Consider the following 24,437-nt stretch of genomic DNA (forward strand, 5'->3'; position numbering starts at 1 on the left):
GTCGCGGTCTGCAGCCCGTCGCTTGCACACCGTCAGCATCGTGTGTCACACAGCTAGGCGACAGCGAGTTGGGGAACGATCATCTGCAAGGATGAAGAACCGTGAGGGTGTTCGACCTCTCTTGCGTCCTTCTGGCCGCGACCGAGGAGGGCGTACAGGTCGGCGACGGCCGTTCGCCCGGCGCGGTTGGCCCCGATGGTGCTCGCCGACGGCCCGTAGCCGACCAGGTGCACGCGGGGGTCGCGGACGACACGGGTGCCCTCCAGCCGCACTCCGCCGCCGGGTTCGCGCAGGCGCAGGGGCGCGAGGTGGTCCAGCACGGGACGGAAGCCGGTGGCCCACACCACGGCGTCGGCGGCCACGAAACGGCCGTCGTCCCACGCGACGCCGTCCGGGGCCATCCGGTCGAACAGCGGCAGGCGCTCCAACAGGCCACGCTCCCGGGCCTGCCGCAGGGCGTCGGTCAGCGGCAGGCCGGTCACGGAGACGACCGAACGCGGCGGCAGCCCCCGCCGCACCCGGTCGGCCACCAGAGCGACGGCACGGCGGCCGGCCTCCGCGTCGAAGGGCCCCTCGCGGAAGAGCGGCGGACGGCGCGTGACCCAGGTCGTCTCCGTGGCCGTCCCGGCGACCTCCAGCAGATGCTGGACCGCGGACGTTCCGCCGCCGACGATCACGACGCGCTGCCCCGCGAAGGCCTCCGGCCCCGGGTAGTCACGCGTGTGCGTCTGCCGCCCCCGGAATCCCTCCTGCCCGGGCACCCGGGGCCAGAACGGACGCTCCCACGTTCCCGTGGCGTTGATCAGCGCGTGGGTGTGCCACGTCCCCGCCGACGTCCGCACCAGCAGACCGCCGTCGTCCGCCGGACGCACGGAGCGGACGTCGACCGGCCGCCGTACCGGCAGGTCGAAGGCCTCCTCGTAGCGCGCGAAGTAGTCCCCGATCACCTCCGCCGAGGGCCGGTCCGGATCCGCCTCGCCGAGCTCCAGGCCGGGAAGCGCGTGCATCCCGTGCACCGCGCCGTAGGTGAGCGTCGGCCAGCGGAACTGCCAGGCGCCCCCGGCCCGTGGCGCATGGTCCAGGACGACGAACTCCCGGCCCGGGGCGAACCCCCGCCTGCGCAGGTGGTAGGCGCTGGACAGCCCCGCCTGCCCCGCTCCGACGACGACGACCTCCACGTACTCCATGCCCGTGCCAACCATCCCCGGGCCGGGGAACTTCCCCGCAGGTCGGGGGGCGGAGGGCAGGATAGGGGCATGAGCGAACACTTCCGGACGCGCGTGCTCGACATCACGACCGGCTCGACGGAGACCGTCCACGACCTCACCGCGGAGTGTGAGCGCCACCTCGACGAGGTCGCCTGGGGCCGCGACGGCCTGCTCAACGTCTTCGTGCCGCACGCCACGGCCGGGGTGGCGGTGCTGGAGACGGGTGCGGGCAGCGACGACGACCTGCTGGCCGCCCTGCACGACCTGCTGCCCGCCGACGATCGCTGGCGGCACCGCCATGGCAGCCCCGGCCACGGCCGCGACCACGTCCTGCCCGCCCTCGTGCCCCCGCACGCGACCCTTCCCGTCCTCGCCGGCCGCCTCGCGCTCGGCACCTGGCAGTCCGTGTGCCTCGTGGACACCAACCGCGACAACCCCCACCGCCAGGTGCGACTGAGCTTCCTGGGCTGACTCCGGCGTACCGGCTTCCGCCGTCCCGCCCGGCCCCCGCGTCGGCCGTACTGCTCACCGTCCGCGGCACCGGACCCGCTGATGGCCGGGGTGTCAGTGGCCCCTGGGAGAGTGGCCCGCAGCCTCGTCGCAGAAGGGAGACAGCAGCACAGGGTCGAAGAGGTCGCCCGTCGCATGGCCGAACACATCGCCCTGCACGCGCCGTCGGACTGGACCGGGGCGCGCATCGCGGGGCAGGTGGGCGGTGGCGGGACCGGAATGACCGGCGGCTACGCCGGTGCCGACGCCTTCTCGGGGTTCGCGGCCTTCGACGGGCTGCACGGTCCGCTGCGAGATCTCGCGGAGAAGCTGGCCGTCGATCCAGGCTGGGACCGGGTCAGTTGGGAGATCGACTGCCGGCCCGGCGGTGAGTACCGGCTCGTCGCGTTCACCGATGCCGTCGGCCGTGTGACGGGGCACGGCGGTGGCTTCGAGATCAGCCTGGACCCCGGGTACCGCCTCCCGCAGCCCGGCCTCGGCCAGCAGGCCGGTTCCGCCGCCCCGGCCGGCGACCCGGAGCTGGCCGCGACGCGGTTCCGGGCCTACCGCGAGCGGCGGGCCGCCATCCTCGGACATCCGGAGGCGCTTCCCCCGCCGGTCACCGAGGCCGCACTCGACGAGGCCGAGCGAACCCCTCGGCCGTTCCCTGCCCGCGGATCTGCGGGCGCTGTACCTGATCGCCGACGGCGACGGCTTCCGCTACCTGACCGAGAACTACGCCTGGCTGTCCCTTCAGAGCCTCGTCGCCGAATACACGGACTGGCGCGAGTGGCAGGACCGCCCCTGGTTCGGCTGGGACCTGGAGTGGGACGCCGTGGTCTTCGACGGCACGCCTGCCGACACCGTCCGCCGATGTGGCGGGCATCCGGGCTGGATCCGGTTCGCCACCGGTGAGGACGGCAACTTCCTGGCCGTGGACATGGCTCCCGCCCGTGACGGTCGGCCGGGCCAGGTCATCGCCACCGGCCGCGACTTCGACGAGGGCCCCGAGTACGTGGCCGACTCCATCACCTCCCTGCTCGGGCAGCACCTGGAGTTGCTGGACAAGGGCCGCTTCGAGAAGGTGGAGGACCACATCCACCTGCGGCTACCGGACGACGGCGGCGGCACGCGGCAGATCATCGGCGACATCCCCGCCGAGGTGCCGCCCACACTCCAGGCCATCCACGTGAACGACGTCTCCGGGATCGTCGACCTGGCCCCGCTCACCGCCGCGCCCGCGCTCCGCCTGCTGCATCTGAACCGCTGCACGACCGCCGACCCGACGCCGTTGCGCGGACTGACCGTCGAGTCCCTGCGCATCGCGCTCGTGGGCGGTGACCTCACCCCTCTGTCAGGCCATCCCCATCCGGCCTCACTCGCCCTGAGGACAACCACGCCGGTGGACGTCGCGCCGCTGCGTACGTCCTCCAACCTGCGCGGGCTCGACCTCCCCGGGGCCGACGTCACCGACCTGTCCGTTCTCGTCGGCCTTCCGAGCCTGCGCTATCTCGCCCTCACCCAGCGGCAGTGGACCGCCTTGCTGGAGTCCGGCGAGGAGCCCTCCGCCCTCGCCGCCGCCCGGCTGGCCGGTGACGATGTCGACTTCGCCGACGCTCTCGACCTGGCGGCACGGCTCGGCCTGGCCACCGACGGCGCTCCCCGTGCCGCCGGCACGCTGTGAGCGCGAAGGCCGTGTGAAGCCGTGCGCGCGTGGGCCTTGTCACCCCGCGGGGATTTGGCCGGGCGTGGCGCGGCATGCTTCCATCGACTTTAGGTGTCGCATACATGCACATGGGCGCCGCGTAGCGCCGGACGGCAACGAGGCCGGTACCGGACCGCGGCGCCTTCGTCGTGCCTCGGCCGTCCACCACCCCCGGATCGGCCACGGACGGCGTGAAGCAGGACAAGGGGGCGGCCGACCGCCGTGAAGACGATGTTCACAGCCCCGGACCCGGGGCGACTGAGGCTCAGGACCGCGAGCCGCGCCGTGCTCGGCGTGGGGCTCGCCGTGACCGTGGCCGCCGCCGCGGGGCTTGGCACGCCGGCGGCCATCACCGCGGGCCTGGCCGCCCTGCTCGCCCTCTTCACCGTCACCGACCCCAGCGTGGCCGCGCAGGCGCGCACCACGCTGCTGCTTCCCTTGGTCGGGCTCCCCGTCCTCGGCACGGCGGCCCTGCTGCACGACGCCCCCCTCGTCCGGGACGCCGTGTTCCTCGCCATCGTCTTCGCCGGTGTGTACGCCCGGCGCTACGGGCCGCGCGGAAACGCGCTCGGCATCTTCGCCTTCATGACGTTCTTCGTGGCGCAGTTCCTGGAACCGCTGCCGAGGGACCTGCCCGCCCTGACCGCCGCCCTGCTCCTGGCCCTCGCCGCCGCGGCGGCCGTCCGCTTCGCCGGGTGGCCGATCGAGCGGCGCGACCCACCGCCGCCCGTGCCGCCGCAGGGTGACGAGCGGGGGCTGGCCCGGCCCACCACCCGTCAGGCCGTCCAGGCGACCGTCGCCTGCGGGGTCGCGCTCCTCGCGGGGCAGGCCCTGTCGGACGCGCGCTGGTACTGGGCGGTGGGCGCGGCCTGGTGGATCTTCGTCAACACCGCCTCGCGCGGTGAGACGCTCGTCCGCGGCTTCCGCCGGGTGCTGGGCACGGTGCTCGGCATCCTGGCCGGGCTGCCCATAGCGCTGCCCGTCGACGGGGCGCTCGCGCCGACAGCCCTGCTCGTCGCCGTCTGCGTCTTCGGGATCTTCTACACCGCCCCGGTCTCGTACTCGTGGATGATGTTCTTCGTGACCGTGATGGTCGGCCTGCTGTACGGGCTCCTGGGTGTGCTGGACTCCGGGCTGCTGGTGCTGCGGGTGGGGGAGACGCTCGTCGGGGCGCTGGGCGCGGCCCTCGCCGTCGCGCTCGTGCTGCCGGTGACCACGCACGCCGCGACGAACGCCTGGATCCAGCGCGCCCTGGTGTGCCTGCACCGCTGCACCGAGGAGTCGGCGCGCCGCATCGCCGGCGACGGGAGCGCTGATCCCGCGGCCCGTGTGGCGGAGCTGGAGCTGCTGCTGGGCCGCGCCCGGCTGGCCCTCGCCCCGCTCCTCCACCCGCTCCATCCGCACCGGGCGCGCAAGGTCCGCGCCCGGCGGGTCCTGGAGCTGCTGGACACCTGTGCCGCCCGGGCGCGGGCCCTGGCGGGCGTCGCCGCGGACCCGGACGCCTCACAGGACGAGCGGCTCACGGCGGCCTGTCGCCGGGTCGAGGAGGCCGTCGAGCGGCTGCTCCGGCAACAGGGCCCAGATGCCCGACGGCACGGGCGGACACCGCAGACCGTGCCCGTCCGTGTCCCCGCTGTGGCGCAGCGGCCGGACGCCGAGGGGGCGCTGGCCCATCTGCACGGGCTGGAGTCGGCCCTCGCGGGCCTGGTGGTCCCGCTGCACAGCGCACCCCGGAGCCCGCTCCAGCTGACGTGACGCGCGGCGGACCGGCATCGGTGGTGCACTGTGGTCCAGACCAACTGCTACCGTGCCTGCTCGGGAATCCTCCATCCGGGGCTTCCCGGCCGAAGACGCGGGTGAAAGGTGCGGTGGGGTGGCCGACTCTGGAGGCGGACGGCGGGCGTACATCGGTTCGTTCACCTCCGAGGGGGGCGCCGGGCTCACGGCGGCCGCCGTGGACCCGGCCAGCGGTGCGCTCACCGTCCTCGGGCGGACCGGCGCCGTCCCCGACCCCTCGTTCCTCGCCCTCGCGCCGGGCTCCGGCACCCTCTACGCCGTCAGCGAGACGCCGGACGGCGCCGTGGCCGCCTTCTCCGTGGCCGAGGGGGGAACGCCCCGCCTCCTGGCCGAACCCGTACCCGTCGGCGGGGACGCGCCCACCCATCTCGCCGTCGCCGCCGGGTACGTCTTCACAGCGAACTACGGCTCCGGCAGTGTGAGCACCCTGCCGCTCGGCCCGGGCGCGCTTCCCGACGCGGGCGGCCGCAGCGTACGCGCGCACCGGGGGAGCGGCCCCGATCCCGAGCGGCAGGCCGGCCCGCACGCGCACTGCGTGGTCGCCGACGCCGGATGGCGCTGGCTGCTCACCGTGGACCTCGGCACGGAGTCGGTCCGGGTGTGCCGACTCGACCACTCCGGCGCCGTGCCCCGGCACGAGGTGCCCATGCCGGCCGGTACCGGGCCGCGGCACCTGGCCTTCCACCCCGGCGGCGACTGGGCCTACGTCGTCAACGAGCTGGAGTCGAGCGTCACCGCCTGCCACTGGGACGACGCCACCGGAGCCCTGGAACCGGTCGGCCGGACGCCCACGCGCCCGCCCGGTTCCCGGGGAGACAACTTCCCCTCGGCCCTCGCCGTCTCGGCCGACGGGCGGCACGCCTGGGTGGCCAACCGTGGCGACGACACGATCGCCGTGCTGTCCCTGGCCGGTGACGCCGGGAAGCCGGAACTGCTCACCACCGTGCCGTGCGGCGGTCACTGGCCCCGGGACCTCGCGGTGGACCCGGCCGGGCGGCACCTCCACGTGGCCAACCAGCGCTCGGGTGACGTGGCCCGCTTCGACCTCGACCCCGCCACGGGCGTGCCCCACCTGGGCGGAAGCCTCGCCATCGCCGCGCCGAGCTGCGTCGTCTTCGACTGACCGGGGCGCCATGACGCGAAAGTGCGGTGGGGGGCGGGCCCCGAGCTCCCGCCCCCACCGCACGTCACTCCGGCCGCACGCGGCGACCGGACGTCCGGGCCCTCAGCGGACCATCGTGCCCTGCGGCGCGCTCGCCGGGCTGATACCCGCCTTGGCGCCGTACGCCGAGGCCACCAGCTTGCCGACGGCCGGGTAGGCGCCCAGCGGCTCCGCCGCGTGGCAACCCGCCTCCTGTGCCGCGGTCTCCACCAGGCCCTCCGGCGCCTCCGGGCCGATGAGGCACGGGGCGAGGGCGAGCTGCTGGGAGCCCGAGGACTTCAGCTCCCCGGCGGCCCGGGCGATGGCGCCCGGCTCGTCCAGTGGCGCCGCCAGCACCGGCACGGCCAGCCGTGCGGCCAGGAGCATGCCGGTGATGCCGGCGACCTGCACCGCTTCCGCACCACCCGAGGTGGCCAGCACGATGCCGTCGGCGGCGGTGGCCACGGTGAACAGGCGTGCCCGGTCGGCGCGGGCCAGGCCCGCCTCGGACAGGCGGACGTGGACGGCCTCGGCGAGCAGCGGGTGCGGGCCGAGCACGTCGGTCAGCTCCGTGCCCGCCTCGCTGCTCCGCACCGCCTCGCGTATGCGGCCGAGCACCGAGGCGTCCGGGCCGGCCAGCAGCGGCACGACGACGGCCGACGGCGCGGGACCCTCCGGCCCCGGCTCCTCGACGGCCTCCTCCGCCGCGGCCGGGTCCTGGGCGCGGCGGGCGGCGCGGGCCGCCCGCTCGGCGGCGACCTGGGCCAGCACGGCCTCGACGCCGGGGAACGCCTCATCCGTCCCGTCGACGAAGGCGATACGGGCGTCCAGGCCGGGGAGCTCGGAACGCGCGATGCTGATGATCTCCTCGGCCAGTCCACGTGCCGCGTCGGACGGGGCCCCGGGAACCGCCAGCACCAGGGCGGGGGCGCCCTCGGGGGCGACGACGGGCTCCGGCCGGCGATGCCTGCCGGGCTTGCGGGGACGCGGCATTCGTACGGGCAGGCCGCCTTCGGGTCCAGTGGAGGAGCTCATGGCGCCGCATGCTAATGCCTTGGCGGACATGACGGTTCTGCCGGGGGTGGATTATCCGCCCGTGGGTGATTCATCCCGCGCGCCGTGGCGCGCGCACGCCGGGTGTTTCGTGGAACCACCACAGCCGTCCGGCTCCGTCCGCGCCGGTCCTCTTCCCGGTGGCCGTCAGGTGATCCGCAGCAGTGCGTCGTCGGCCGGCAGTCGCACATCCGTTCGGGCCTGTCGGACGGCGATGAGCAGTGCGCCGGAGAGCGGGTCGCCCGCCGGGGCGAGGACGGGGACGTCCGGCAGCCGGGCGGCGAGCTGGGCCCGCAGGGGGCCGAGCAGGGGCTCGCCCAGCCGCAGCAGCCCGCCGGTGAGCGCCACGGCCGCGCCCTCGCGCTCCGGGCACGTGGTGGCCAGCGCGTCGGCGACGTGCCCGGCGGCGGCCCGCAGGATGTCGGCCGCCACCGGATCGTCGGCGGAACAGGACGCCACCTCGGGGGCGAAGGAGGCCAGTACGGCGGGCCGGTCGGTGCGCGGGTAGAGCTTCCGCGGCAGCTCCTCGACGGCTCCGAAGACGGCGCGAGCCCGGGCGAGCAGCGCGGCCGAGCCGCTGTCCCGGCCGTCGTGGGCCCGCAGCGCGGCCTCCAGCCCCGCCCGGCCGATCCAGGCGCCGCCGCCGCAGTCGCCCAGCAGATGCCCCCAGCCGTCGGCGCGCCGCCAGCCGCGCAGGTCCGTGCCGACGGCGACCACGCCGGTGCCCATCGCGGCCACCGCCCCCACCCGCTCGCCCAGCGCTCCGGCGTAGGCCGTCACGGCGTCGGCGGCCAGGGCGAGGTGGCGCGTGCCGAGTGCTTCCGCGAGGGCCTCCGGCAGGAGGTCCCGCAGGCCCGTCCCCAGGGACGCCATTCCGGCGGCCCCGACGCACACGGCCTCGATCCGGCCGCCGGCCCGGCCCGCATCGCTTCGCAGGCACCGGGCCGCGGCCAGAACCCGGTGCAGCAGCACCCCGGCGTCCAGCCCCTCGGGGCCGGTGGGGACGGGCGGAGCGGTGACCACGCGGCCGAGCGGTACGGGGCGGCCCGCGGTGACCTCGGTCAGCGCGACCCGCAGACCGGAGCCGCCGGAGTCGACGCCGAGTGCCAGACCGCCCGCGATGGGTGCCGCTCGTGTGACGGTCCGTCCGTCGGGCTCGAAGCTCTCCACGAGCAGGAGGGTAGCGCCGAGCGCGGCCCGCGCGCGCTGCTTCGGCGGGAGTTCCGGGAGTGCGGGCGTGGACCAGTAGAGTGACGCGTCGTGGCACCACGACCCTTGCATGAAGTTGTCGAAGCAGGCTGGGCGAAGGCCCTGGAACCCGTGGGCGGGCGCATCGCCGCCATGGGGGACTTCCTCCGCGCCGAGGTCGCGGCCGGCCGTACGTACCTGCCCGCGGGGAAGAACGTCCTGCGCGCGTTTCAGCAGCCGTTCGACGAGGTCCGCGTCCTGATCGTCGGTCAGGATCCCTATCCGACGCCGGGGATGGCGATCGGTCTGAGCTTCGCCGTCTCGCCGGAGGTGCGCTCCCTGCCCGGGAGTCTGGAGAACATCTTCCGGGAGCTGCACACGGACCTGGGTCTGCCCAGGCCGTCCAGCGGGGATCTGACGCCGTGGACGGAGCAGGGCGTGCTGCTGCTCAACCGCGCGCTGACGACGGCGCCGCGCAAGCCCGGCGCGCACCGCGGCAAGGGCTGGGAGGAGGTCACGGACCAGGCCATCCGGGCCCTGGCCGCACGCGGAAAGCCGCTGGTGGCGATTCTCTGGGGCCGGGACGCGCGCAGCCTGCGCCCGCTGCTGGGGGACGTTCCGGCGATCGAGTCCGCTCACCCCTCCCCGATGTCGGCGGACCGCGGTTTCTTCGGCTCCCGCCCGTTCAGCCGGGCCAACGAGCTGCTCGCGCGGCAGGGCGCCCAGCCCGTCGACTGGCGGCTGCCCTGAGGCGGCGCCCCGCGAGACAGCTCACGAGACAGCGCCCCCTGAGGCCGGGCTGGACACGACGCAGTGAGCGGGCCGAGGCCCCGGGCGCGCCGAACCGCGACCGCGCCGGGCGGGGGACGGCTCAGGCGAGCGCGGCCCGCACGCACAGGACGTCCGGGAGGTGGGCGGCGACCTGGTGCCAGGACTCGCCGTCGTCCGCGCTGGCGTACAGCTCACCGTTCCGGTTGCCGAAGTAGATGCCCGCGGGGTCGTTGCCGTCGGTGCACAGAGCGTCCCGGAGCACCGCGCCGTGATGCTCGGCGGTGGGCAGCCCGGCGGCCAGGCCCCTCCAGGAACGGCCCGCGTCCTCCGTCCGGTACACGCGGCAGCGGCGGCCGGCCGGTACGCGGTCGGAGTCGGCGTTGAGCGGGAAGAGGTAGGCGGTGTCGGGGCGGTGGGGGTGTGCGAGCACCGGGAAGCCGAACGTGGACGGCAAACCCGCCTCGATCGCCGACCAGCGACGGCCGCCGTCGTCGCTGCGGAAGACGCCCCAGTGGTTTTGCAGGTAGAGGCGGTCCGGGTCCACCGCGTCCCGGGCGACCTTGTGGACGCACTGCCCGAACTCCGGCTCCCGCTCGGGCAGGAAGACGGCGGACACGCCCGCGTTCGAGGCCGCCCAGCTCGCGCCGTCGTCCTCCGAGCGGTACACGCCGCCGGTGGAGACGGCGACCGTCACCCGGCGCGTGTCGCGCGGGTCCAGGAGGACGGTGTGCAGGCCGAGCCCGCCGCCGCCGGGAGTCCACCGCTCCCGGTGGGGATGCTCCCACAGCGGGCGGACGAGCTCGAAGGACTCGCCGCCGTCCAGCGAGCGGAACAGCGCGGCGGGCTCGGTGCCGGCGTAGAAGACGTCGGGTTCGGCGGTGCTGCCCGGGGTGAGCTGCCAGAGGCGTTCCAGGGAGGCGCCGGTGTCGTCCGGGAACCTCACCGCGGGGCGGCCTGGCTCGTGCCACGAGGCGCCCAGGTCTCTCGAGGAGAACACGGACGGCCCCCAGTGCGCGCTGTCCCCGCCCACCAGCACTCGGGGACGGCCGGAGCGCGTGTCCAGCGTCAGGGCGGAAACAGCCTGGTCGGTGAAGTGCGTGCCGATCCGCTGCCAGCCGCCGCCCGGTGGGACCGGACGGGCGCCGGCCCGCCGCCGGAAGAGGAACAGGCCTTTGCGCGTGCCGACGGCCAGCAGTACGTCAGTCATCCGAGGACACCTCCGGGACGCCGTTGTCCGTGCGTCTTCGGCTGCCGAAGGCGCACCGTGCGAACGCGCGGAGCGAACGCCAGTTGCGCGGCGCGAACGTGTCGTCAGTGTGCACCCGGCCACTGACAACGGCGCCCCGGGTGGGTGTCCGGGCAGGTCAGGCGGCGCGCCCGTACTGGACGGGGCCGGCGACGTGGTCGGCGCCGAGCTCGCGGGCCGCTCGGCGGGGCCACGAGGGCTCGCGCAGCAGCTGACGGCCCAGCAGGACCGCGTCGGCCTCGCCGCCCGCGACGATCTTCTCCGCCTGCCCCGGCTCGGTGATCAGCCCGACGGCCGCGACCGGCAGCCCGGTCTCGGACCGCACCCGCGTGGCGAAGGGGACCTGGTACCCGGGGCCGGTGGGGATGGACACGTTCGGCGCGTTGCCGCCGCTGGAGACGTCGAGCAGGTCGACGCCGTGCTGCCGCAGCAGGGCGGCGAGGCGCACGGTGTCCGCCACGGTCCAGCCGCCGGGCTCCAGCCAGTCCGTCGCGGAGACGCGGAAGAACAGGGGCAGGTCCTCGGGCCACACCGCGCGGACCGCGTCCACCACCTCCAGAGCGAAGCGGACGCGATGGTCGAAGCTGCCGCCGTAGGCGTCCGTGCGGCGGTTGCTGTGCGGGGAGAGGAACTCGCCGATGAGGTACCCGTGGGCGCCGTGGATCTCGACGACCCGGAACCCGGCGGTCAAGGCCCGGCGTGCGGAGTCGGCGAACTGCCCGACGATCTCCTGGATCTGCTCGACGGTCAGCTCGTGCGGCACCGGGTGGTCCTCGTCGAAGGGCACGGGGCTCGGGGCCGAGGGGAGCCACCCCTCAGCGTCCGGCCCGAGAGGCGCGCCGCCGCGCCAGGGCCTGTCGGTGGAGGCCTTGCGGCCGGCGTGGGCGAGCTGGATGCCCGGCACGGTGCCCTGCTCGGTGAGGAAGTCGGCGATGCGCCGCAGTCCCGCCGTCTGCTCGTCGTTCCACAGGCCGAGGTCGGCGGGGCTGATGCGGCCCTCGGGGCTGACGCCCGTGGCCTCCAGGAGGATGAGGCCCGTCCCGCCCGTGGCGCGGGCGGCGTAGTGGGCGAAGTGCCAGTCGCCCGCCACGGACGTCAGTGGGCCCTGGGACGGGGCCGAGTACTGGCACATCGGAGCCATCCAGACCCGGTTCGGGATGGTGAGGGAACGCAGGGTGCAGGGCTCGAACAGGGCGCTCACGAAGACTCCTCAGGGGCGGTGTCGCGCTGGGTGGGCGCTCATACGATAGTCGTCGTAGTACGTTAGATGTCAAACTACGATGGATCTCGTACTATGGAGACGTGACACCGACTTCCTCCCCGCCCTCAGCCGGCCGCGAGCTGGACCACCCGGACCGTACGGAGATCCGGCTGGAGCACGTGCTGCACGCCTTCGCCGATCCGATGCGGCTGGCCGTCGTCCGCCAGCTGGCGGACGGCCTGGCGGAGCAGCCCTGCTCCGCGCTGGAGCTGCCGGTGACCAAGTCCACCAGCACGCACCACTTCCGCGTCCTGCGGGAGAGCGGGGTGATCCGCCAGACCTACCGGGGCACCGCCAAGCTCAACCGGCTGCGCCGCGACGACCTGGACGCGCTTTTCCCGGGCCTCCTCGACAGCGTGCTGGCGGCCGCCGCCGGATCCAACCCGCCGCGGGACGCCTGAGCGGACGCGCCGTCAGGCGCTCTGCCGGGCCGCCCGCAGCAGCCCGTCCCAGTCGGGGATCTTCACGGTGGTACGGGCCAGGGTGCTCCCGAGCCGCGCCTCCGCGGCCTCGATGCCCAGCCAGCCCGACCACGGCACCGGATGACGCCCTCCCGCGCTCAGCCGCACGAGCGGGTCCTGCCCGGCGACGGGGCGGGCGGCGAGGGCCTCGGCGTCGGCCATCAGAGCCGTCACCGTCTCTTTGGCGCACGGCCGGTTGGTGCCGATCACGCCGGTGGGGCCGCGCTTGATCCACCCGGCCACGTACTCGCCCGGAGAGGGGGCACCGTCCCGGAGCACCCGGCCGCTCTCGTTGGGGACGGTGCCGCTCGCCGCGTCGAAGGGCAGCCCCGTGAGGGGCACGCCCCGGTATCCCACCGAACGCAGCACCCACTGGGCCTCGACGTCCTCGAACTCGCCGGTGCCGGTCACCCCGCCGTGCCCGTCCGGGGCGGTGCGCTCGAAACGCACGGCGCGCACCGCGCCGCCCTCGGTGCCGAGAATCTCCACCGGTCGCAGGAAGAAACGCAGGTCGATCCGCGAGCCGGAGGGGAGCGCCGCCGGGTCGTCCGGCCGGCTCCAGCCCTCCAGCACCGCCAGATTCCGGCGCGCCGCGGCCGGCAGCTCCCCGGGGTCGCCGAGGGCGGGGTCGCGAGCCAGTTCCGACGCGTGTGCCGTGGTCCGCACGCCGGGCAGCGTGCCCAGCTCCCTCAGCTCCTTGGTGGTGAACTTGGCCTGTGAGGGGCCGCGCCTCCCGACCACGTGCACCGTCCGGACCGGCCCGGTGGCGAGGGCGTCCAACGGTGTCTGCGGCATGTCCGTGGTGTGCAGCTCGGCCGCTCCGCGGACCAGCATCCTGGCCACATCCACGGCCACGTTGCCGACGCCGATCACCACGACCGAGCGGGCGGTGAGCGGGAAGCCGTCCCGGGCGTCCGGGTGTCCGCTGTACCAGGAGACGAAGTCCGTCGCCGAGCAGCTGCCGTCCAGGTCCTCTCCGGGGATGCCGAGCCGCCGGTCGGTGGCCGCGCCGACGCAGTACACCACGGCGTGGTACAGCTGACGCAGCTCCTCGGGCGCGACGCCACCCTCGCCGACGGGCACGTTCCCGATGAACCGCACCCGCGGATCCTCCAGCACGCGCCGCAGGTTGGTCTGGAGCGACTTGATCTTCTCGTGGTCGGGTGCCACGCCGTAACGGACGAGGCCGTAGGGGCACGGCAGCCGGTCCAGGACATCCACCGCGAGCGTGGACGTGGGGTCCTGGTCCAGCAGTGCCTGCACGGTGTAGACACCACTGGGACCCGAGCCGACGACGGCAACGCGCTGGAGAGCACTCACGGCCGCGGTCTCCCTTCGCCTGGATACCTCCAGCATGGCACCGCGAAGGGCCGGACGGGAGACCGCTCGCGGCGCGGGAAACGGGCTTCGAGGCTCCGTTGCGGCCCGCTCCACCGGAATGTGGGCGCGCTTCGTGCAGGTCGGGCACGCGCCGCGGAGAGCCGCTGACTACCGCCCGGGTGTGGCCTGTGGAGGGCCGTCGGGGCCGTCGGGGCCGTCGGGGCCGTCGGGGGCGCCCGGTTCCCCGCAGCGGCAGTCGCCGCGCACCAGCCGCAGCGGGCGGGACCCGCCCGGAGGTTCGTCGCCCGGGGGGTATCCGAGCCGCCAGTCCAGCCCGTACCGGCTGAACAGCTCGGCACGCAGCCGGGGCAGGGGCATCGGGATGCCGGGCAGCAGCGCGGCGACGACGGCGCCCATCAACAGGGCGCGCAGCAGCGGGTAGTCGGTGTCCAGGTCCGTCGAGCCGTAGCTCTCCATCGCACGGCGCAGCTCGGCCGCCAGCCGCTGCTGCTCCTCGCACTGGACGAAGCCCTCCTGCTGGAGTATGCCCGCCATGTGCGTCCGCATCAGGGTGGTATGCGTGCGGGTGAGCCCGAGGATGGCGTCGATCGCCCGCGCGAGCATCTCGCGGCCCGCGTCGGGACCGCTCGGTCGCGGCTCCGCGTCCAGGGCCGCGCTGAGCGTGCGGTGCATCAGGCGGTGCACGGCGGACTGGAGAAGCTGACGCTTGCCGGGGAAGTAGTACGAGATCAGCCCGCGCGCGGCTCCGGCCCGGCCCGCGATGTCGCCGAGCGTGGTGGCCTCGTAACCCCGATCGCCGACCAGCTCCACCGTCGCCTGGAGCAGCCGCTCGCGCGAGCGTCGGCGCAATTCTTCGTTGACCGAAGCGCTCCGAGGGGACATCCTGTAACTCCTGCGTTGACTGGCTCCCAGCCAATATACTCAGCCAGGTGCGGGAGCATGCCTGGTCGGGTCTGCTCCCAGGGGGTTGGTCTCGGGCGACGCGGGGGATCGCCCGAGACCGGCCCCCGTCTTTCGTGTGGTCGTCGAGTGCCGCCGGGGCTTCCGCCCGGCTTTCCGTCGCCGCCCCACCACCGCCATCCGCCGTGGCGCTGCCGCTCAGCCGGGCCTCAGCCCAGTGCCCGCAGCCCGGGCACGAACGTCACCAGCAACGGGACGACGGGGATCAGCGAGGCCAGCGCGCTCACCCGGATCCGCCGGGCCACCGAGAGCCGCTCGGCAGGGCCGAGCAGCCGGTTCACCCGGTGCGGCAGGTGGTCGTGGTGTTCGGGCCCGCCGGAGCCGCCGGCGGTGAACACGCCCCGGTCCTCGTTGAGGCCCACCAGCGCCAGCGCGGTGGTCAGCCGCCCGCAGCGGCGGGACGCCACATCGTCGGCCGCCAGCTCCACCAGCCGGTGCATCTGCTGCCGGAAGGCCCGGTAGACGGGGACCCGGGGAAAGGCGGAGGCGAGTGCCGAGGAGCAGTACAGCAACCAGTCGTGCCGGGCCCGCACGTGACCCTCCTCGTGAGCGAGGACGGCGGCCAGCTGCCGCCCCTCGAGACGCCTCAGGGCCCCTGTCGTGACCACCAGCCGGGGGTCCGTGCCGGGCAGCCACCAGGCGTCGGGCCGCTCGGCCTCCAGCACCGTCAGCTGTCCGCCGCCGCTCTCCTCCTCACCCGGCAGCCGCGGCGAGCGGGTGCGCAGCTCCGCGCGTCGGGCGCGGCGGGCCGCCCGGGCGCCGAGCACCTCGCGCGTGAGCATCGCCGCCGTCCAGGCGCCGCACGCGAAGAGGGTGATGGCCAGCGCCGCCGCCCACGGGTCGCCCTCGCCGGAGAGCGCGTACGCCTCGATCACCTGCTGCGGGGCGGGAGCGAACACGTGCCCCCTGACTGCCTGCCAGGCCTCGGCGCCGCACAGGGCCATGGCCAGGACGCAGCACAGGAGGACGGCCGCCACGACGCACTGCCACACCCACAGGGCGAGCACGGGTTCACGGTCGGCCCAGGAACTGCGGGCGAGGAGCCGCGGAGCCAGGGCCGCGGTCAGACCACCCAGCAGGATGAGCGCGAGCGCGACCGTCATGGGCACAGGGTAAGACCGCGCACTACCGCTCGGTACGTCGGTGTCCCCGAAGTGACGTACACCTCACGGGCTCTGGCGGCCTCTCACCCCAGCACCATGGCGCACATGGCCACCGTGAGCATCAGCCGGCAGGCCTCCGCCACCTCGGCCGTGCCCGACCCCGGCCGACCGGCGGGGGCCGGCAGCAGCCGGACGCCGCCGAGCACGGCCCGGGCGCAGAAGTAGGCCAGCAGCGCACCGGCGACCGCGGGCGGGCCGCCGCCGTGCCCCGAGCCGAGCGGCAGCATCAGCCAGGCCATCGCGGCGGCCTCGATCAGATGGTGGAACTGGTGCGGGGCGCCCCGCAGCCCCAGCGTGAGCGCCCACAGGGCGAGGGCGCCGAAAACGGCGACGTGGGCGGCGTCGGGCAGCACGCCGCCCGGTATCGCCATCAGGGCCATCGCGAACCCCATCACCGCCTCGGCGGCGGCGGCCTCCGCGGGGCGCCGGCCGGCCTGCCGGGCGCCGGCCCGCACCGCCTGCCGGGCGCGGGCGAGGCAGAGGGCCCCTGCGAGCGCGCAGACGCCGGCCAGCAGCCAGCCGACCTGTGCCGGGACGTGCATGCCCACCGCTCCCTCCCGTCCCGGGGAGGCTGCCCGGCGCCGGAGCGGCGCACAGGGGGCGCACCGGCGCAGAGGGGGTGCTGGGCGGGAACGGCAGGCGGCGTCAGATGCCCGGCCGGTAGCGCAGGGGGTGGTCGTCGGGGATCTGGACGACGCACAGCCGCACCTCGTCCGGGGCCGCGACCCACATCTCCACCAGGCCCCAGGGCTCGCGCACCGGAGGGCGCAGGATCTCCACACCGCGCCCGGTCAGTTCCTCGTGCGCCTCTGCGGCGTCGGCCACCTGGAGCCACAGCCGCAGGCCCGGCGCGGACGGTTGCCCGGCACGGCCGGAGACCTCCAGGAAGCCGCCCCCGAGGAAGTACACCGTGCCGCGCTCCGGGCCGGTCCCGAACTCCCGTTGGACGGTGAGTCCGAGCCGGCGTCCGTAGTAGTCGCGGGCCTCTTCCGGGTCGGTCGGCCGCAGCAGCACCCTGCTGCTCAACACATGCACCATGCGGCGACTCTAGGGCTGCGGGCCCCGGGCGCGGGTCAGCCGCGGGCCCGCGGTCTCCCGGCGCGCCGGTTAGGCTCTCCGGTCATGGATTGCGCACACTCCGCCCCGCTCGCGTTCCGGGAGGCCACCGAGGACGACGTCGAGCCGCTGGTCGCCCTCGTCGAGTCCGCCTACCGCGGTGAGGCCAGCCGGGTGGGCTGGACGACCGAGGCCGACCTGCTGGACGGTCAGCGCACCGACCCGGACGGGGTGCGTGCGGTGCTCAAGGACCCGGAGAGCCGGGTGCTGGTCGCCGAGGCGGGCGGCGAGCTCGTCGCCTGCTGCCAGCTGGAGCGCCGCCCGGGGGCCGAGGGGGTGGCGGCCTACTTCGGGATGTTCGCGGTCCGGCCCGGGCTGCAGGGCGGCGGGCTGGGACGCCGGGTGCTGGCCGAGGCCGAGCGCACGGCGGCGGAGCTGTGGGGCGCCCGCGCCATGGAGATGACCGTCATCACACAGCGCGAGGACCTCATCGCCTGGTATGTGCGCCGCGGCTACACCAGGACGGGCCGGATGAGCCCGTTCCCGTACGGCGACGAGCGCTTCGGCCTGCCGCGCCGCCCCGACCTGCGCTTCGAGCTGCTGGTCAAGCCCCTGCGCTGACGGCTTGCCGGATGTCCGGCAGGTCGGTGACCACACCGTCCAGGCCCAGCTCGCGGCCGCGGGCGAGCTCTTCGGGGGTGTTGACGGTCCAGCTGATCACCTTCAGGCCCGCGGCGTGGCACCGCTCCACCGTCTCGGCGGTCAGGTGCGGGAGCTCGCAGGAGACCATCGCCGCGCCCAGGTTGACGGCCCGCTCGGGCGCCGTCGGCGTGGATGCGCCGGTCACGAGGGCGACGGGGAGGTCCGGGAGGCGTTCGCGTGTCTCCCGCAGGGCCTCCTCGTGGAAGGAGATGACCCAGATCCGCTCGTGCAGTCGGCGGCGTTCGATGAGGTCGGCGAGGACCCGGGCGGCGGCCGCGTCCTTGATCTCGGCCTGCATGGGGACGTCCACCGCGTCCACGACCTCCTCGAAGACCGGGACCCGTTCGCCCAGCCCGGCGTCCAGTCCGCGCAGCTCCGCCAGCGTCATGTCACCGACCAGCCCCGAGCCGTCGGTGGTGCGGTCCACCTGCGCGTCGTGCATGACGACCAGCTCACCGTCCTTGCTGAGGTGGAGGTCGAGCTCGATCATGTCGAACCCCTCGGCTTCCGCGCGGCGGAAGGACCGCAGCGTGTTCTCCGGCTCGACGCCCATCACCCCGCGGTGTCCGACGGTCAGCAGTGCCACGTGCGCTTCTCCTGTTCGCGTGCCCGGTCCGGCCGCCGGTCAGCCTAGCCGCCGCCCGGCGCGGAACCCCTGAGGGGGGCGAACGGCATGAAACGGGCTGTTCTGGTGAACACGACAAAAGGTCATCTACTCCTGCCATCTCGGCATACGGGAGTGAAATTCCTGGGGTTCGCAGGGGTGTGACGGAAGAAACCTGTGTTTTCTCAGGTTGCGCGGGAAGATTTCCTGCGTCTGCACTTGAGATGGTCGCGCGACTATGCCTACGGTGAGACTGACAAGATTTTCTTCCGTGGAGGGACGGTTATGGCGGAGATTCTTTCGCGGGTCAGCGTTGAGGATGGTGTTCGTCCGGTGAGTGCCGGGATATCCGCGTCGGTGAGCGAAAGCGAGCGGATCGTTGAGCGGCCGGAGTGGACGACGCTGAAGGACGCCGTGGAGCGCATCCGCCCCTGGCAGTCCACGGACGGCTCCATCGACTTCGCCGCCGACGAGGCGCCCACCCGGGAGGAAGCCTCCGCCGAGGTCACGCGCGTCATCGCCGCCGTCGAGCGGCTGGCCCCCCTGCTGCCGCACAACGAGGCCTATCACCAGGCGCTCGTCGCCGACCTGCGCCGCTGGGCCGACGGTGGCTTCGGGGTGCCGGACTTCCTCGACTCGCTGCTCGCCTTCCAGCCTGCCGAACAGCGAGTCGACGGCCGCCAGCACCTGGTCGTCTTCCCCATGTACACGCAGAACGGCAACCCCGACCGCAACCTCGAGGCCGTCGTCCTGCGCATGGTCTGGCCCGACTGGCTGGCCGAGCTGGAGCGCACGCGCTACGACAACCCGCTCTTCCTCGGCATCACCTTCGAGGACTTCACCAGCGGCTACGACACGCACTCCGCCGTCCTCTTCCCGGAGACGATCGCCGTGCGCGAGGCGCCCGAGCGCTTCAGCTGGGGCGGGATCTTCTGTGACCGCGAGGCCGCCCGGTTCCGCCGCGTCGTGCGGGCCGCCTGCGACGTGACCAGCCTGGAGCTTCCCGAGGAGGCCCTGGAGCTGCTCGGCGACCAGGAGCGCACCCAGCAGACCTTCGTGCTGTGGGACATGGTCCACGACCGCACCCACAGCCACGGCGACCTGCCGTTCGACCCGTTCATGATCAAGCAGCGCCAGCCCTTCTGGATGTACGGCCTGGAGGAGCTCCGCTGTGACCTGACCGCCTTCCACGAGGCCGTGAAGCTGGAGGCCGACGGCTTCCCACAGGGCCGGGACGTGCAGTACGCGGTCATCCTGGAGCGCCTCTTCCGCTTCCCCGTCACCGGTGGGCGCAACCGCAACTACGACGGTCTGGGCGGTCAGCTCCTCTTCGCCTACCTGCACCAGAGCGACGCGCTGCGCTGGCGTGACAACAAGCTCAGCATCGACTGGGACCGGGCCCGCGAGGTCACCGTCCAGCTCCGCGAGGAGATCGAGACGCTCTACCGGCGCGGCATCGACCGTCCCAAGCTCGTGCACTGGTTCAAGGCCTACGAGCTGGTCTCCACCTACCTCGCCCCGCACCCGGGCTCGACCTGGGCCAAGGGCCCCGACGCCCTCGACCTCACCCTGCCGCCGCGCAAGCTGGTCGACGAGGTGCACCCGGACGAGTTCCCGTTGAGCATGTTCTACGAGGCGCTGGCCAAGAAGCTGCGTGGTGTGATCGCCTCCACCGAGGGCATCACCGCGGACAGCGTCACCGCTCCCGTAGCGGCGTGAGGACACCTCACCGGGCGGGGCGACGGCAGTGGAAGACGGCTCAGGCCGACAGGCAGGCACAGTGGAGGCGAACAGTATGACGAGCGGTACCGCCGGTAACGGAAGCGGTGCGGGATCACTGGAAGGCGCGGTCGTGGCGGTGGCCGGGGCCGGCGGCCCGGCGGGCCACGCCGTGCTGCGGCGGCTCGCCGAGGCGGGAGCCGTCGTGGTGGGCGCGGACGCCGACCCCGAGCGGCTCGCCCAGGGGGTGGACGCCGCCCGCTTCGCGCACGGCGGGGCGACGGTCACCGGCGACACGGTCGACCTGCTGAACCTGGAGGAGACCAGGGAGTGGGCCCGGCGCACGGAGAAGGAGTTCGGCCGGATCGACGGGCTCGTCCACCTCGTGGGCGGCTGGCGCGGCTCCGCGAGCTTCGCCGACACCGACCTGGCCGACTGGGACGTGCTGGAGCGGCTGTTGGTCCGGACCGTCCAGCACACCTCGCTCGCGTTCGAGGCCGCGCTGAACCGCAGCGGCCGGGGCCGGTACCTCCTCGTGAGCGCCGCCGGGGCCGGCAAGCCGACGGCGGGCAACGCTGCCTACGCGGCGGCCAAGGCGGCCGCCGAGGCGTGGACGCTCGCCCTGGGCGACGCCTTCCGCAAGGCCGGGGGCGAGAGCGGCCCGCAGGCGGCGGCTGGGATTCTGGTGGTCAAGGCCCTGGTGCACGAGGCCATGCGCAAGGAGCGGCCGAACGCCAAGTTCGCCACCTTCACCGACGTCACCGAGCTGGCGGAGGCCATCGTGGACACCTGGACGATGCCCACCGAGGAAGTGAACGGACAGCGCCTGTGGCTCACACCGAAGCCCTGACGGACGCCGGCTCCGGCCGGATCGACACCCGGACCGACGCCCGACGGCACCACGACCCCCTGACACGCGGTTTCGCCAGCGACAACTACGCGGGCGCGCACCCCGAGGTGCTGGCCGCGATCGCGCTGGCCAACGGCGGCCACCAGACCGCCTACGGCGGGGACGTGTACACCGAGCACCTGCAGCACGTCATACGCCGGCACTTCGGCCCCCGGGCCGAGGCGTTCCCCGTGTTCAACGGGACGGGGGCCAACGTCGTCGCGCTGCAGGCGGTCACCGACCGCTGGGGCGCCGTCATCGCCGCGGACACCGCGCACATCCACGTCGACGAGTGCGGCGCCCCCGAGCGGGTCGGCGGCCTCAAGCTGCTGACGGTCCCCACCGAGGACGGCAAGCTCACCCCCGAGCTGATCGACCGGGAGGCCTACGGCTGGGACGACGAGCACCGGGCCATGCCGCAGGTCGTCTCGATCACGCAGAGTACGGAGCTGGGCACCCTCTACACGCCCGCGGAGATCAAGGCGATCTGCCGGCACGCGCACGAGCGGGGCATGATCGTCCACCTGGACGGCTCGCGCATCGCGAACGCCGCGGCCGCGCTCGACGTCCCCATGCGGACGTTCACCAACGCGGCGGGCGTGGACCTGCTCTCCCTGGGCGGGACGAAGAACGGCGCGCTGTTCGGTGAGGCCGTCGTCGTCCTCAACCCCGACGCGGTGCGGGCGATGAAGCACCTGCGCAAGCTGTCCATGCAGCTCGCGTCCAAGATGCGCTTCGTGTCCGTACAGCTGGAGGCCCTGCTCACCGGCGACCTGTGGCTGCGCAACGCCCGGCACGCCAACGCCATGGCGCGGCGGCTGGCCGAGGGGGTCCGCACGGTCGAGGGCGTGGAGATCCTCTATGCGGTGCAGGCGAACGCCGTCTTCGCCCGGCTGCCGCACGAGGTCAGCGAGCGCCTGATGAAGCACTACCGCTTCTACTTCTGGGACGAGGCGGAGGGCGTCGTGCGCTGGATGTGCTCCTTCGACACGACCGAGGAGGACGTCGACGGCTTCGTGGCGGCGCTCCGCGCGGAGATGACCGCGCCTGCATGAATATGCGCTCTTAGGAAAATATATGCGCGAGGTCCATGGTTCCGGCTACGGTCGGGCCATGGATCTCGTGCCCGTAGCCGCGCCGGCCGCTTACCTGGCCGCTTGTCCGGCCGTCGACCACCACCATCCCGTCGTCCGCGACGTCGCCGCCCGGCTGCGGGCGGACGTTTCCCCGGGCTCTCGGCCTCGCTCGGGCAGGGGGCACCCCCGCGACGCCGTCGCCTTCGCCTCCGCCGCCTTCCACCACGTCCGCGACCGGGTGCGCCACTCGATGGACAGCGGTGAGGAGCACGTCACCTGGCGGGCCTCGGACGTCCTCGCCCGCTCGACCGGCATCTGCTACGCCAAAGCGCACGCCCTGGCCGCCCTGCTGCGCTCCCAGGGCCTCCCGGCGGCGCTGTGCTACCAGCGGCTGGAGGTCGTCCACGGCCTCGTCGCGGTGCGCCTGCCGGGGCGGCCGTGGCTGCGACTGGACCCCCGCGGGGACGGGCCCGGCGTCGTCAGCCGGTTCTCCCCGGACGAGGAGCACCTGCCCTACACGCCCGCCCGGGAGCTGGGCGAGTACGACGACCCGCGGCTGTACGCCGAACCGCACCCGGTGCCCCTGGCCGTCCTGCGGCGGGCTCGCAGCCGCACGGAGCTGGAGACGATGCTTCCGCGGGAGCTGTAGCGGCCGTGGCGGCGGCTACGGGTGCTGGGGAGCGGGCGCGGAACCGCCCAGGTGGGCGGGGAGCCACCAGGCGTCCTCCGGGGTCTTGGGCCGTGCCGGGTAGGCGCGCTGCGCGGCCTCCAGCAACTCCTGCACCCGGTCCCGCAGCCGCTCGGTGACGGCGGCGACCGACTCCCCGGCCCGCGGGCGCAGCGGGGCGCCGACACGGATGGTGATGGGGAAGTGGTTGCGGCCGAAGTCCCGCGGGCGCCCCTTTGTCCACAGCCGCTGCGTGCCCCACAGGGCGACCGGCAGCAGTGGCACGTCGGCTTCCTGGGCCATCCGCGCGGCGCCGCTCTTGAACTCCTTGAGGGTGAACGACTCGGAGATCGTCGCCTCGGGGAACACGCCGACGACCTCGCCGGAGCGCAGGGCGCTCACGGCGTGGCGGTAGGCGTCCAGCCCGGCCGAGCGGTCGACGGGGATGTGCTTCATGGCGCGCATCAGCGGCCCGGACACCTTGTGCCGGAAGACCGACTCCTTGGCCATGAAGCGCACCAGACGCTTCGCGGGCAGCGCGGCCTTGCCGGCGAAGATGAAGTCGAGGTAGCTGATGTGGTTGCTGACCAGGACCGCGCCCCCGTCGTGCGGCACATGCTCGGTGCCCTCGATGTCGAATCGCAGGTCGAGCGCCTTGAACCAGGTGAGTGCCGCGCGGACGACGGGCGGGTAGACCAGCTCAGCCATGTGGGTCCTTCGTGGGGTGGAGAGTGCCAGGGAGGTGTACCCGGCCAGGAACGGAACTTACGCGTGCGTAACTTCACCGGCCAGCCCGGGGCGGGGAGATTCCGGTCACGTTCCGCGCGCAGGCCGCCCGGGAATCCGGACCGGTCACGCGGACGTTCAGCCGGGGGCGTGGCGGTGGGAGCCGGGACGGCCGCGCGGAGGGGGAGCATGGAGGCGGAGTACGGGACGCGGGCGGCCGGGAGGAGCGGCGGAGTGGGCGACGAGGACGGGGCCGTGCTGGGCCCCGGCGACATCGGGGTGGCGCGGCTGGGGCGGCGGGCCACCCTGGTCCAGTTCTCCACGGCCTTCTGCCAGCCGTGCCGGGGGACGCGCGGAGTGCTGCGCCGCGTGAGCGCGATGGTGGAGGGCGTGCTGCACGTGGAGGTGGACGCCGAGGACAACCTGGAGCTCGTCCGCCGGCTGGGCGTGGCCGCCACCCCGACGGTCCTCGTGCTCGACGCGCGGGGCCGGATCGTGCGGCGCGCCACCGGCATGCCCCGCACCTCCGACGTGATCGCCGCGCTGGGCGAGGTGCTGTGAGCGTCGCGTGACGGATCTCGCACCCGGTGCGGCCCGTGACCGCTTGACGTGGGGACGCTCGCGTCGTCAGGGTGACGTGAGGTGATGACCATGGGTGATGGACGGCAGGGAGGCCGCCGGTGACGGTGTCCGGCACGGTCGGAGCCGTGGTGCGCGAAGGCGGCCCCGAGCTGCTGCGGGCGGCGTTCCGGCGCCATCCCGCGGGGGTGGCCGTGATCACCGCGGCGGAGGACGCGGGCCGGGGCGGTTCGTCCCGGCCGGTGGGTTTCACCGCCACCTCCCTGGCCTCCGTGGCCGCCGAGCCGCCGCTGCTGTCCTTCGGGATCGGCACGGGCTCGTCGAGCTGGCCCGTCGTCGCGGGGGCCGCCCATGTGGGTGTCCATCTGCTGGGTGAGCATCAGCAGGAGCTCGCGGCGACGTTCGCCCGCCACGGGGCGGACCGTTTCGCCCCGCCTCTGCGCTGGTTCGCCGGCCCGTTCGGCGTACCGGTTCTCCAGGAGGTGCCGGCCTGGCTGGTGTGCCGGGTCACCGCGCGCGTGCCCGCCGGCGACCACCGCGTCGTCATCGCCGAGGTGGTCGCAGGAAGCGCGGAGGGGCCTGGACGCCCTCTGCTCTATCACCAGGGGCGCTTCACGGCGTTGCGTGATTGAGTC

General features: G+C 74.1%; 25 protein-coding genes. 13 read left to right on the top strand and 12 right to left on the bottom strand.

The features are described 5' to 3' along the window. Positions 1 to 53: 53 nt before the first annotated feature. Positions 54 to 1,187, bottom strand: a complete 1,134-nt coding sequence (locus tag HPT28_RS03990) for an NAD(P)-binding domain-containing protein (protein ID WP_219089250.1) — start codon at positions 1,185 to 1,187, stop codon at positions 54 to 56. Positions 1,188 to 1,256: 69 nt separating this feature from the next. Here HPT28_RS03990 and HPT28_RS03995 point away from each other — a divergent pair, with 69 nt between their 5' ends. The 4 genes from HPT28_RS03995 to HPT28_RS04010 all read left to right on the top strand — a co-directional run bounded on the left by HPT28_RS03995 (position 1,257) and on the right by HPT28_RS04010 (position 6,322). Next, positions 1,257 to 1,679 (top strand): YjbQ family protein, encoded by a 423-nt coding sequence (locus tag HPT28_RS03995; RefSeq protein WP_219089252.1) that lies wholly within the window; start codon positions 1,257 to 1,259, stop codon positions 1,677 to 1,679. A gap of 463 nt (positions 1,680 to 2,142) precedes the next feature. Further along, on the top strand, positions 2,143 to 3,381 hold the full coding sequence (locus HPT28_RS26570; RefSeq protein WP_308119063.1) for an SMI1/KNR4 family protein: 1,239 nt from the start codon (positions 2,143 to 2,145) through the stop codon (positions 3,379 to 3,381). A gap of 252 nt (positions 3,382 to 3,633) precedes the next feature. Continuing rightward, positions 3,634 to 5,157, top strand: coding sequence for an FUSC family protein (locus HPT28_RS04005; RefSeq protein WP_219089254.1), 1,524 nt, complete (start codon positions 3,634 to 3,636; stop codon positions 5,155 to 5,157). Positions 5,158 to 5,275: 118 nt separating this feature from the next. Then, on the top strand, positions 5,276 to 6,322 hold the full coding sequence (locus HPT28_RS04010; RefSeq protein ID WP_219089255.1) for a lactonase family protein: 1,047 nt from the start codon (positions 5,276 to 5,278) through the stop codon (positions 6,320 to 6,322). Positions 6,323 to 6,424: 102 nt separating this feature from the next. Here HPT28_RS04010 and HPT28_RS04015 read toward each other — a convergent pair whose 3' ends face one another. Then, positions 6,425 to 7,375, bottom strand: coding sequence for a hypothetical protein (locus HPT28_RS04015; RefSeq protein ID WP_219089257.1), 951 nt, complete (start codon positions 7,373 to 7,375; stop codon positions 6,425 to 6,427). A gap of 165 nt (positions 7,376 to 7,540) precedes the next feature. Then, a complete protein-coding gene (locus HPT28_RS04020; protein WP_374226910.1) occupies positions 7,541 to 8,563 on the bottom strand; it encodes an N-acetylglucosamine kinase in 1,023 nt (340 codons plus the stop codon). A gap of 90 nt (positions 8,564 to 8,653) precedes the next feature. Here HPT28_RS04020 and HPT28_RS04025 point away from each other — a divergent pair, with 90 nt between their 5' ends. Further along, positions 8,654 to 9,331 (top strand): uracil-DNA glycosylase, encoded by a 678-nt coding sequence (locus HPT28_RS04025; protein ID WP_219089261.1) that lies wholly within the window; start codon positions 8,654 to 8,656, stop codon positions 9,329 to 9,331. 121 nt (positions 9,332 to 9,452) lie between these two features. On the opposite strand, the gene HPT28_RS04030 is transcribed toward HPT28_RS04025, so the two are convergent. Next, positions 9,453 to 10,559 (bottom strand): sialidase family protein, encoded by a 1,107-nt coding sequence (locus tag HPT28_RS04030; RefSeq protein ID WP_219089263.1) that lies wholly within the window; start codon positions 10,557 to 10,559, stop codon positions 9,453 to 9,455. A 157-nt stretch (positions 10,560 to 10,716) separates the two neighbouring features. Next, positions 10,717 to 11,799, bottom strand: a complete 1,083-nt coding sequence (locus tag HPT28_RS04035; protein ID WP_219089265.1) for an NADH:flavin oxidoreductase/NADH oxidase — start codon at positions 11,797 to 11,799, stop codon at positions 10,717 to 10,719. A 101-nt stretch (positions 11,800 to 11,900) separates the two neighbouring features. Between HPT28_RS04035 and HPT28_RS04040 the strand changes: the two genes are divergently transcribed. After that, complete coding sequence (locus HPT28_RS04040; protein ID WP_219089266.1) at positions 11,901 to 12,260, top strand: helix-turn-helix transcriptional regulator; 360 nt, start codon at positions 11,901 to 11,903, stop codon at positions 12,258 to 12,260. 12 nt (positions 12,261 to 12,272) lie between these two features. Here the strand turns inward: HPT28_RS04040 and HPT28_RS04045 are convergent, their stop codons facing one another. The 5 genes from HPT28_RS04045 to HPT28_RS04065 all read right to left on the bottom strand — a co-directional run bounded on the left by HPT28_RS04045 (position 12,273) and on the right by HPT28_RS04065 (position 16,822). Further along, positions 12,273 to 13,676 carry an FAD-dependent oxidoreductase gene (locus tag HPT28_RS04045; RefSeq protein ID WP_219089268.1) on the bottom strand — a complete coding sequence of 468 codons (1,404 nt, stop codon included), beginning with the start codon at positions 13,674 to 13,676 and terminating at the stop codon, positions 12,273 to 12,275. Between the two features lie 132 nt (positions 13,677 to 13,808). Continuing rightward, the gene (locus tag HPT28_RS04050; protein WP_219089270.1) at positions 13,809 to 14,543 is read right to left on the bottom strand and encodes a TetR/AcrR family transcriptional regulator; all 735 of its coding nucleotides are present in this window, start codon (positions 14,541 to 14,543) and stop codon (positions 13,809 to 13,811) included. A 227-nt stretch (positions 14,544 to 14,770) separates the two neighbouring features. Then, positions 14,771 to 15,724, bottom strand: coding sequence for a M56 family metallopeptidase (locus tag HPT28_RS04055; protein ID WP_219089272.1), 954 nt, complete (start codon positions 15,722 to 15,724; stop codon positions 14,771 to 14,773). An 83-nt stretch (positions 15,725 to 15,807) separates the two neighbouring features. Further along, positions 15,808 to 16,326 (bottom strand): DUF5134 domain-containing protein, encoded by a 519-nt coding sequence (locus tag HPT28_RS04060; RefSeq protein WP_219089274.1) that lies wholly within the window; start codon positions 16,324 to 16,326, stop codon positions 15,808 to 15,810. Between the two features lie 103 nt (positions 16,327 to 16,429). Next, complete coding sequence (locus tag HPT28_RS04065; protein ID WP_219089276.1) at positions 16,430 to 16,822, bottom strand: VOC family protein; 393 nt, start codon at positions 16,820 to 16,822, stop codon at positions 16,430 to 16,432. Between the two features lie 84 nt (positions 16,823 to 16,906). On the opposite strand from HPT28_RS04065, the gene HPT28_RS04070 reads away from it, so the two are divergent. Continuing rightward, a complete protein-coding gene (locus HPT28_RS04070; protein ID WP_219089278.1) occupies positions 16,907 to 17,461 on the top strand; it encodes a GNAT family N-acetyltransferase in 555 nt (184 codons plus the stop codon). Here HPT28_RS04070 and HPT28_RS04075 read toward each other — a convergent pair. Further along, positions 17,445 to 18,128 carry a glycerophosphodiester phosphodiesterase family protein gene (locus HPT28_RS04075; RefSeq protein WP_219089280.1) on the bottom strand — a complete coding sequence of 228 codons (684 nt, stop codon included), beginning with the start codon at positions 18,126 to 18,128 and terminating at the stop codon, positions 17,445 to 17,447. The two genes, HPT28_RS04070 and HPT28_RS04075, sit on opposite strands and share 17 nt — an antisense overlap. 303 nt (positions 18,129 to 18,431) lie before the next feature. Between HPT28_RS04075 and HPT28_RS04080 the strand changes: the two genes are divergently transcribed. The 4 genes from HPT28_RS04080 to HPT28_RS04095 all read left to right on the top strand — a co-directional run bounded on the left by HPT28_RS04080 (position 18,432) and on the right by HPT28_RS04095 (position 22,479). Continuing rightward, positions 18,432 to 19,865 carry a DUF6421 family protein gene (locus tag HPT28_RS04080; RefSeq protein ID WP_219089282.1) on the top strand — a complete coding sequence of 478 codons (1,434 nt, stop codon included), beginning with the start codon at positions 18,432 to 18,434 and terminating at the stop codon, positions 19,863 to 19,865. A 76-nt stretch (positions 19,866 to 19,941) separates the two neighbouring features. Beyond that, positions 19,942 to 20,715, top strand: a complete 774-nt coding sequence (locus HPT28_RS04085; RefSeq protein WP_219089284.1) for an SDR family NAD(P)-dependent oxidoreductase — start codon at positions 19,942 to 19,944, stop codon at positions 20,713 to 20,715. Beyond that, positions 20,694 to 21,809 (top strand): low specificity L-threonine aldolase, encoded by a 1,116-nt coding sequence (locus tag HPT28_RS04090; protein ID WP_308119065.1) that lies wholly within the window; start codon positions 20,694 to 20,696, stop codon positions 21,807 to 21,809. Before HPT28_RS04085 ends, HPT28_RS04090 begins: the two co-directional genes overlap by 22 nt. Positions 21,810 to 21,867: 58 nt before the next feature. Beyond that, on the top strand, positions 21,868 to 22,479 hold the full coding sequence (locus tag HPT28_RS04095) for a transglutaminase domain-containing protein (RefSeq protein ID WP_219089286.1): 612 nt from the start codon (positions 21,868 to 21,870) through the stop codon (positions 22,477 to 22,479). Positions 22,480 to 22,494: 15 nt separating this feature from the next. On the opposite strand, the gene HPT28_RS04100 is transcribed toward HPT28_RS04095, so the two are convergent. Then, entirely contained in the window at positions 22,495 to 23,205 is a 711-nt protein-coding gene (locus HPT28_RS04100; protein WP_219089288.1) for a 1-acyl-sn-glycerol-3-phosphate acyltransferase, read from the bottom strand. 252 nt (positions 23,206 to 23,457) lie between these two features. Here HPT28_RS04100 and HPT28_RS04105 point away from each other — a divergent pair, with 252 nt between their 5' ends. Both HPT28_RS04105 and HPT28_RS04110 read left to right on the top strand, forming a co-directional pair. Next, a complete protein-coding gene (locus tag HPT28_RS04105) occupies positions 23,458 to 23,784 on the top strand; it encodes a TlpA family protein disulfide reductase (RefSeq protein WP_374226911.1) in 327 nt (108 codons plus the stop codon). 119 nt (positions 23,785 to 23,903) lie between these two features. Beyond that, complete coding sequence (locus tag HPT28_RS04110; RefSeq protein WP_374226912.1) at positions 23,904 to 24,434, top strand: flavin reductase family protein; 531 nt, start codon at positions 23,904 to 23,906, stop codon at positions 24,432 to 24,434. The last annotated feature ends 3 nt before the right edge of the window (positions 24,435 to 24,437 follow it).

The organism is Streptomyces sp. JJ38 (genome assembly GCF_019303475.1).
Lineage (GTDB): Bacteria > Actinomycetota > Actinomycetes > Streptomycetales > Streptomycetaceae > Streptomyces.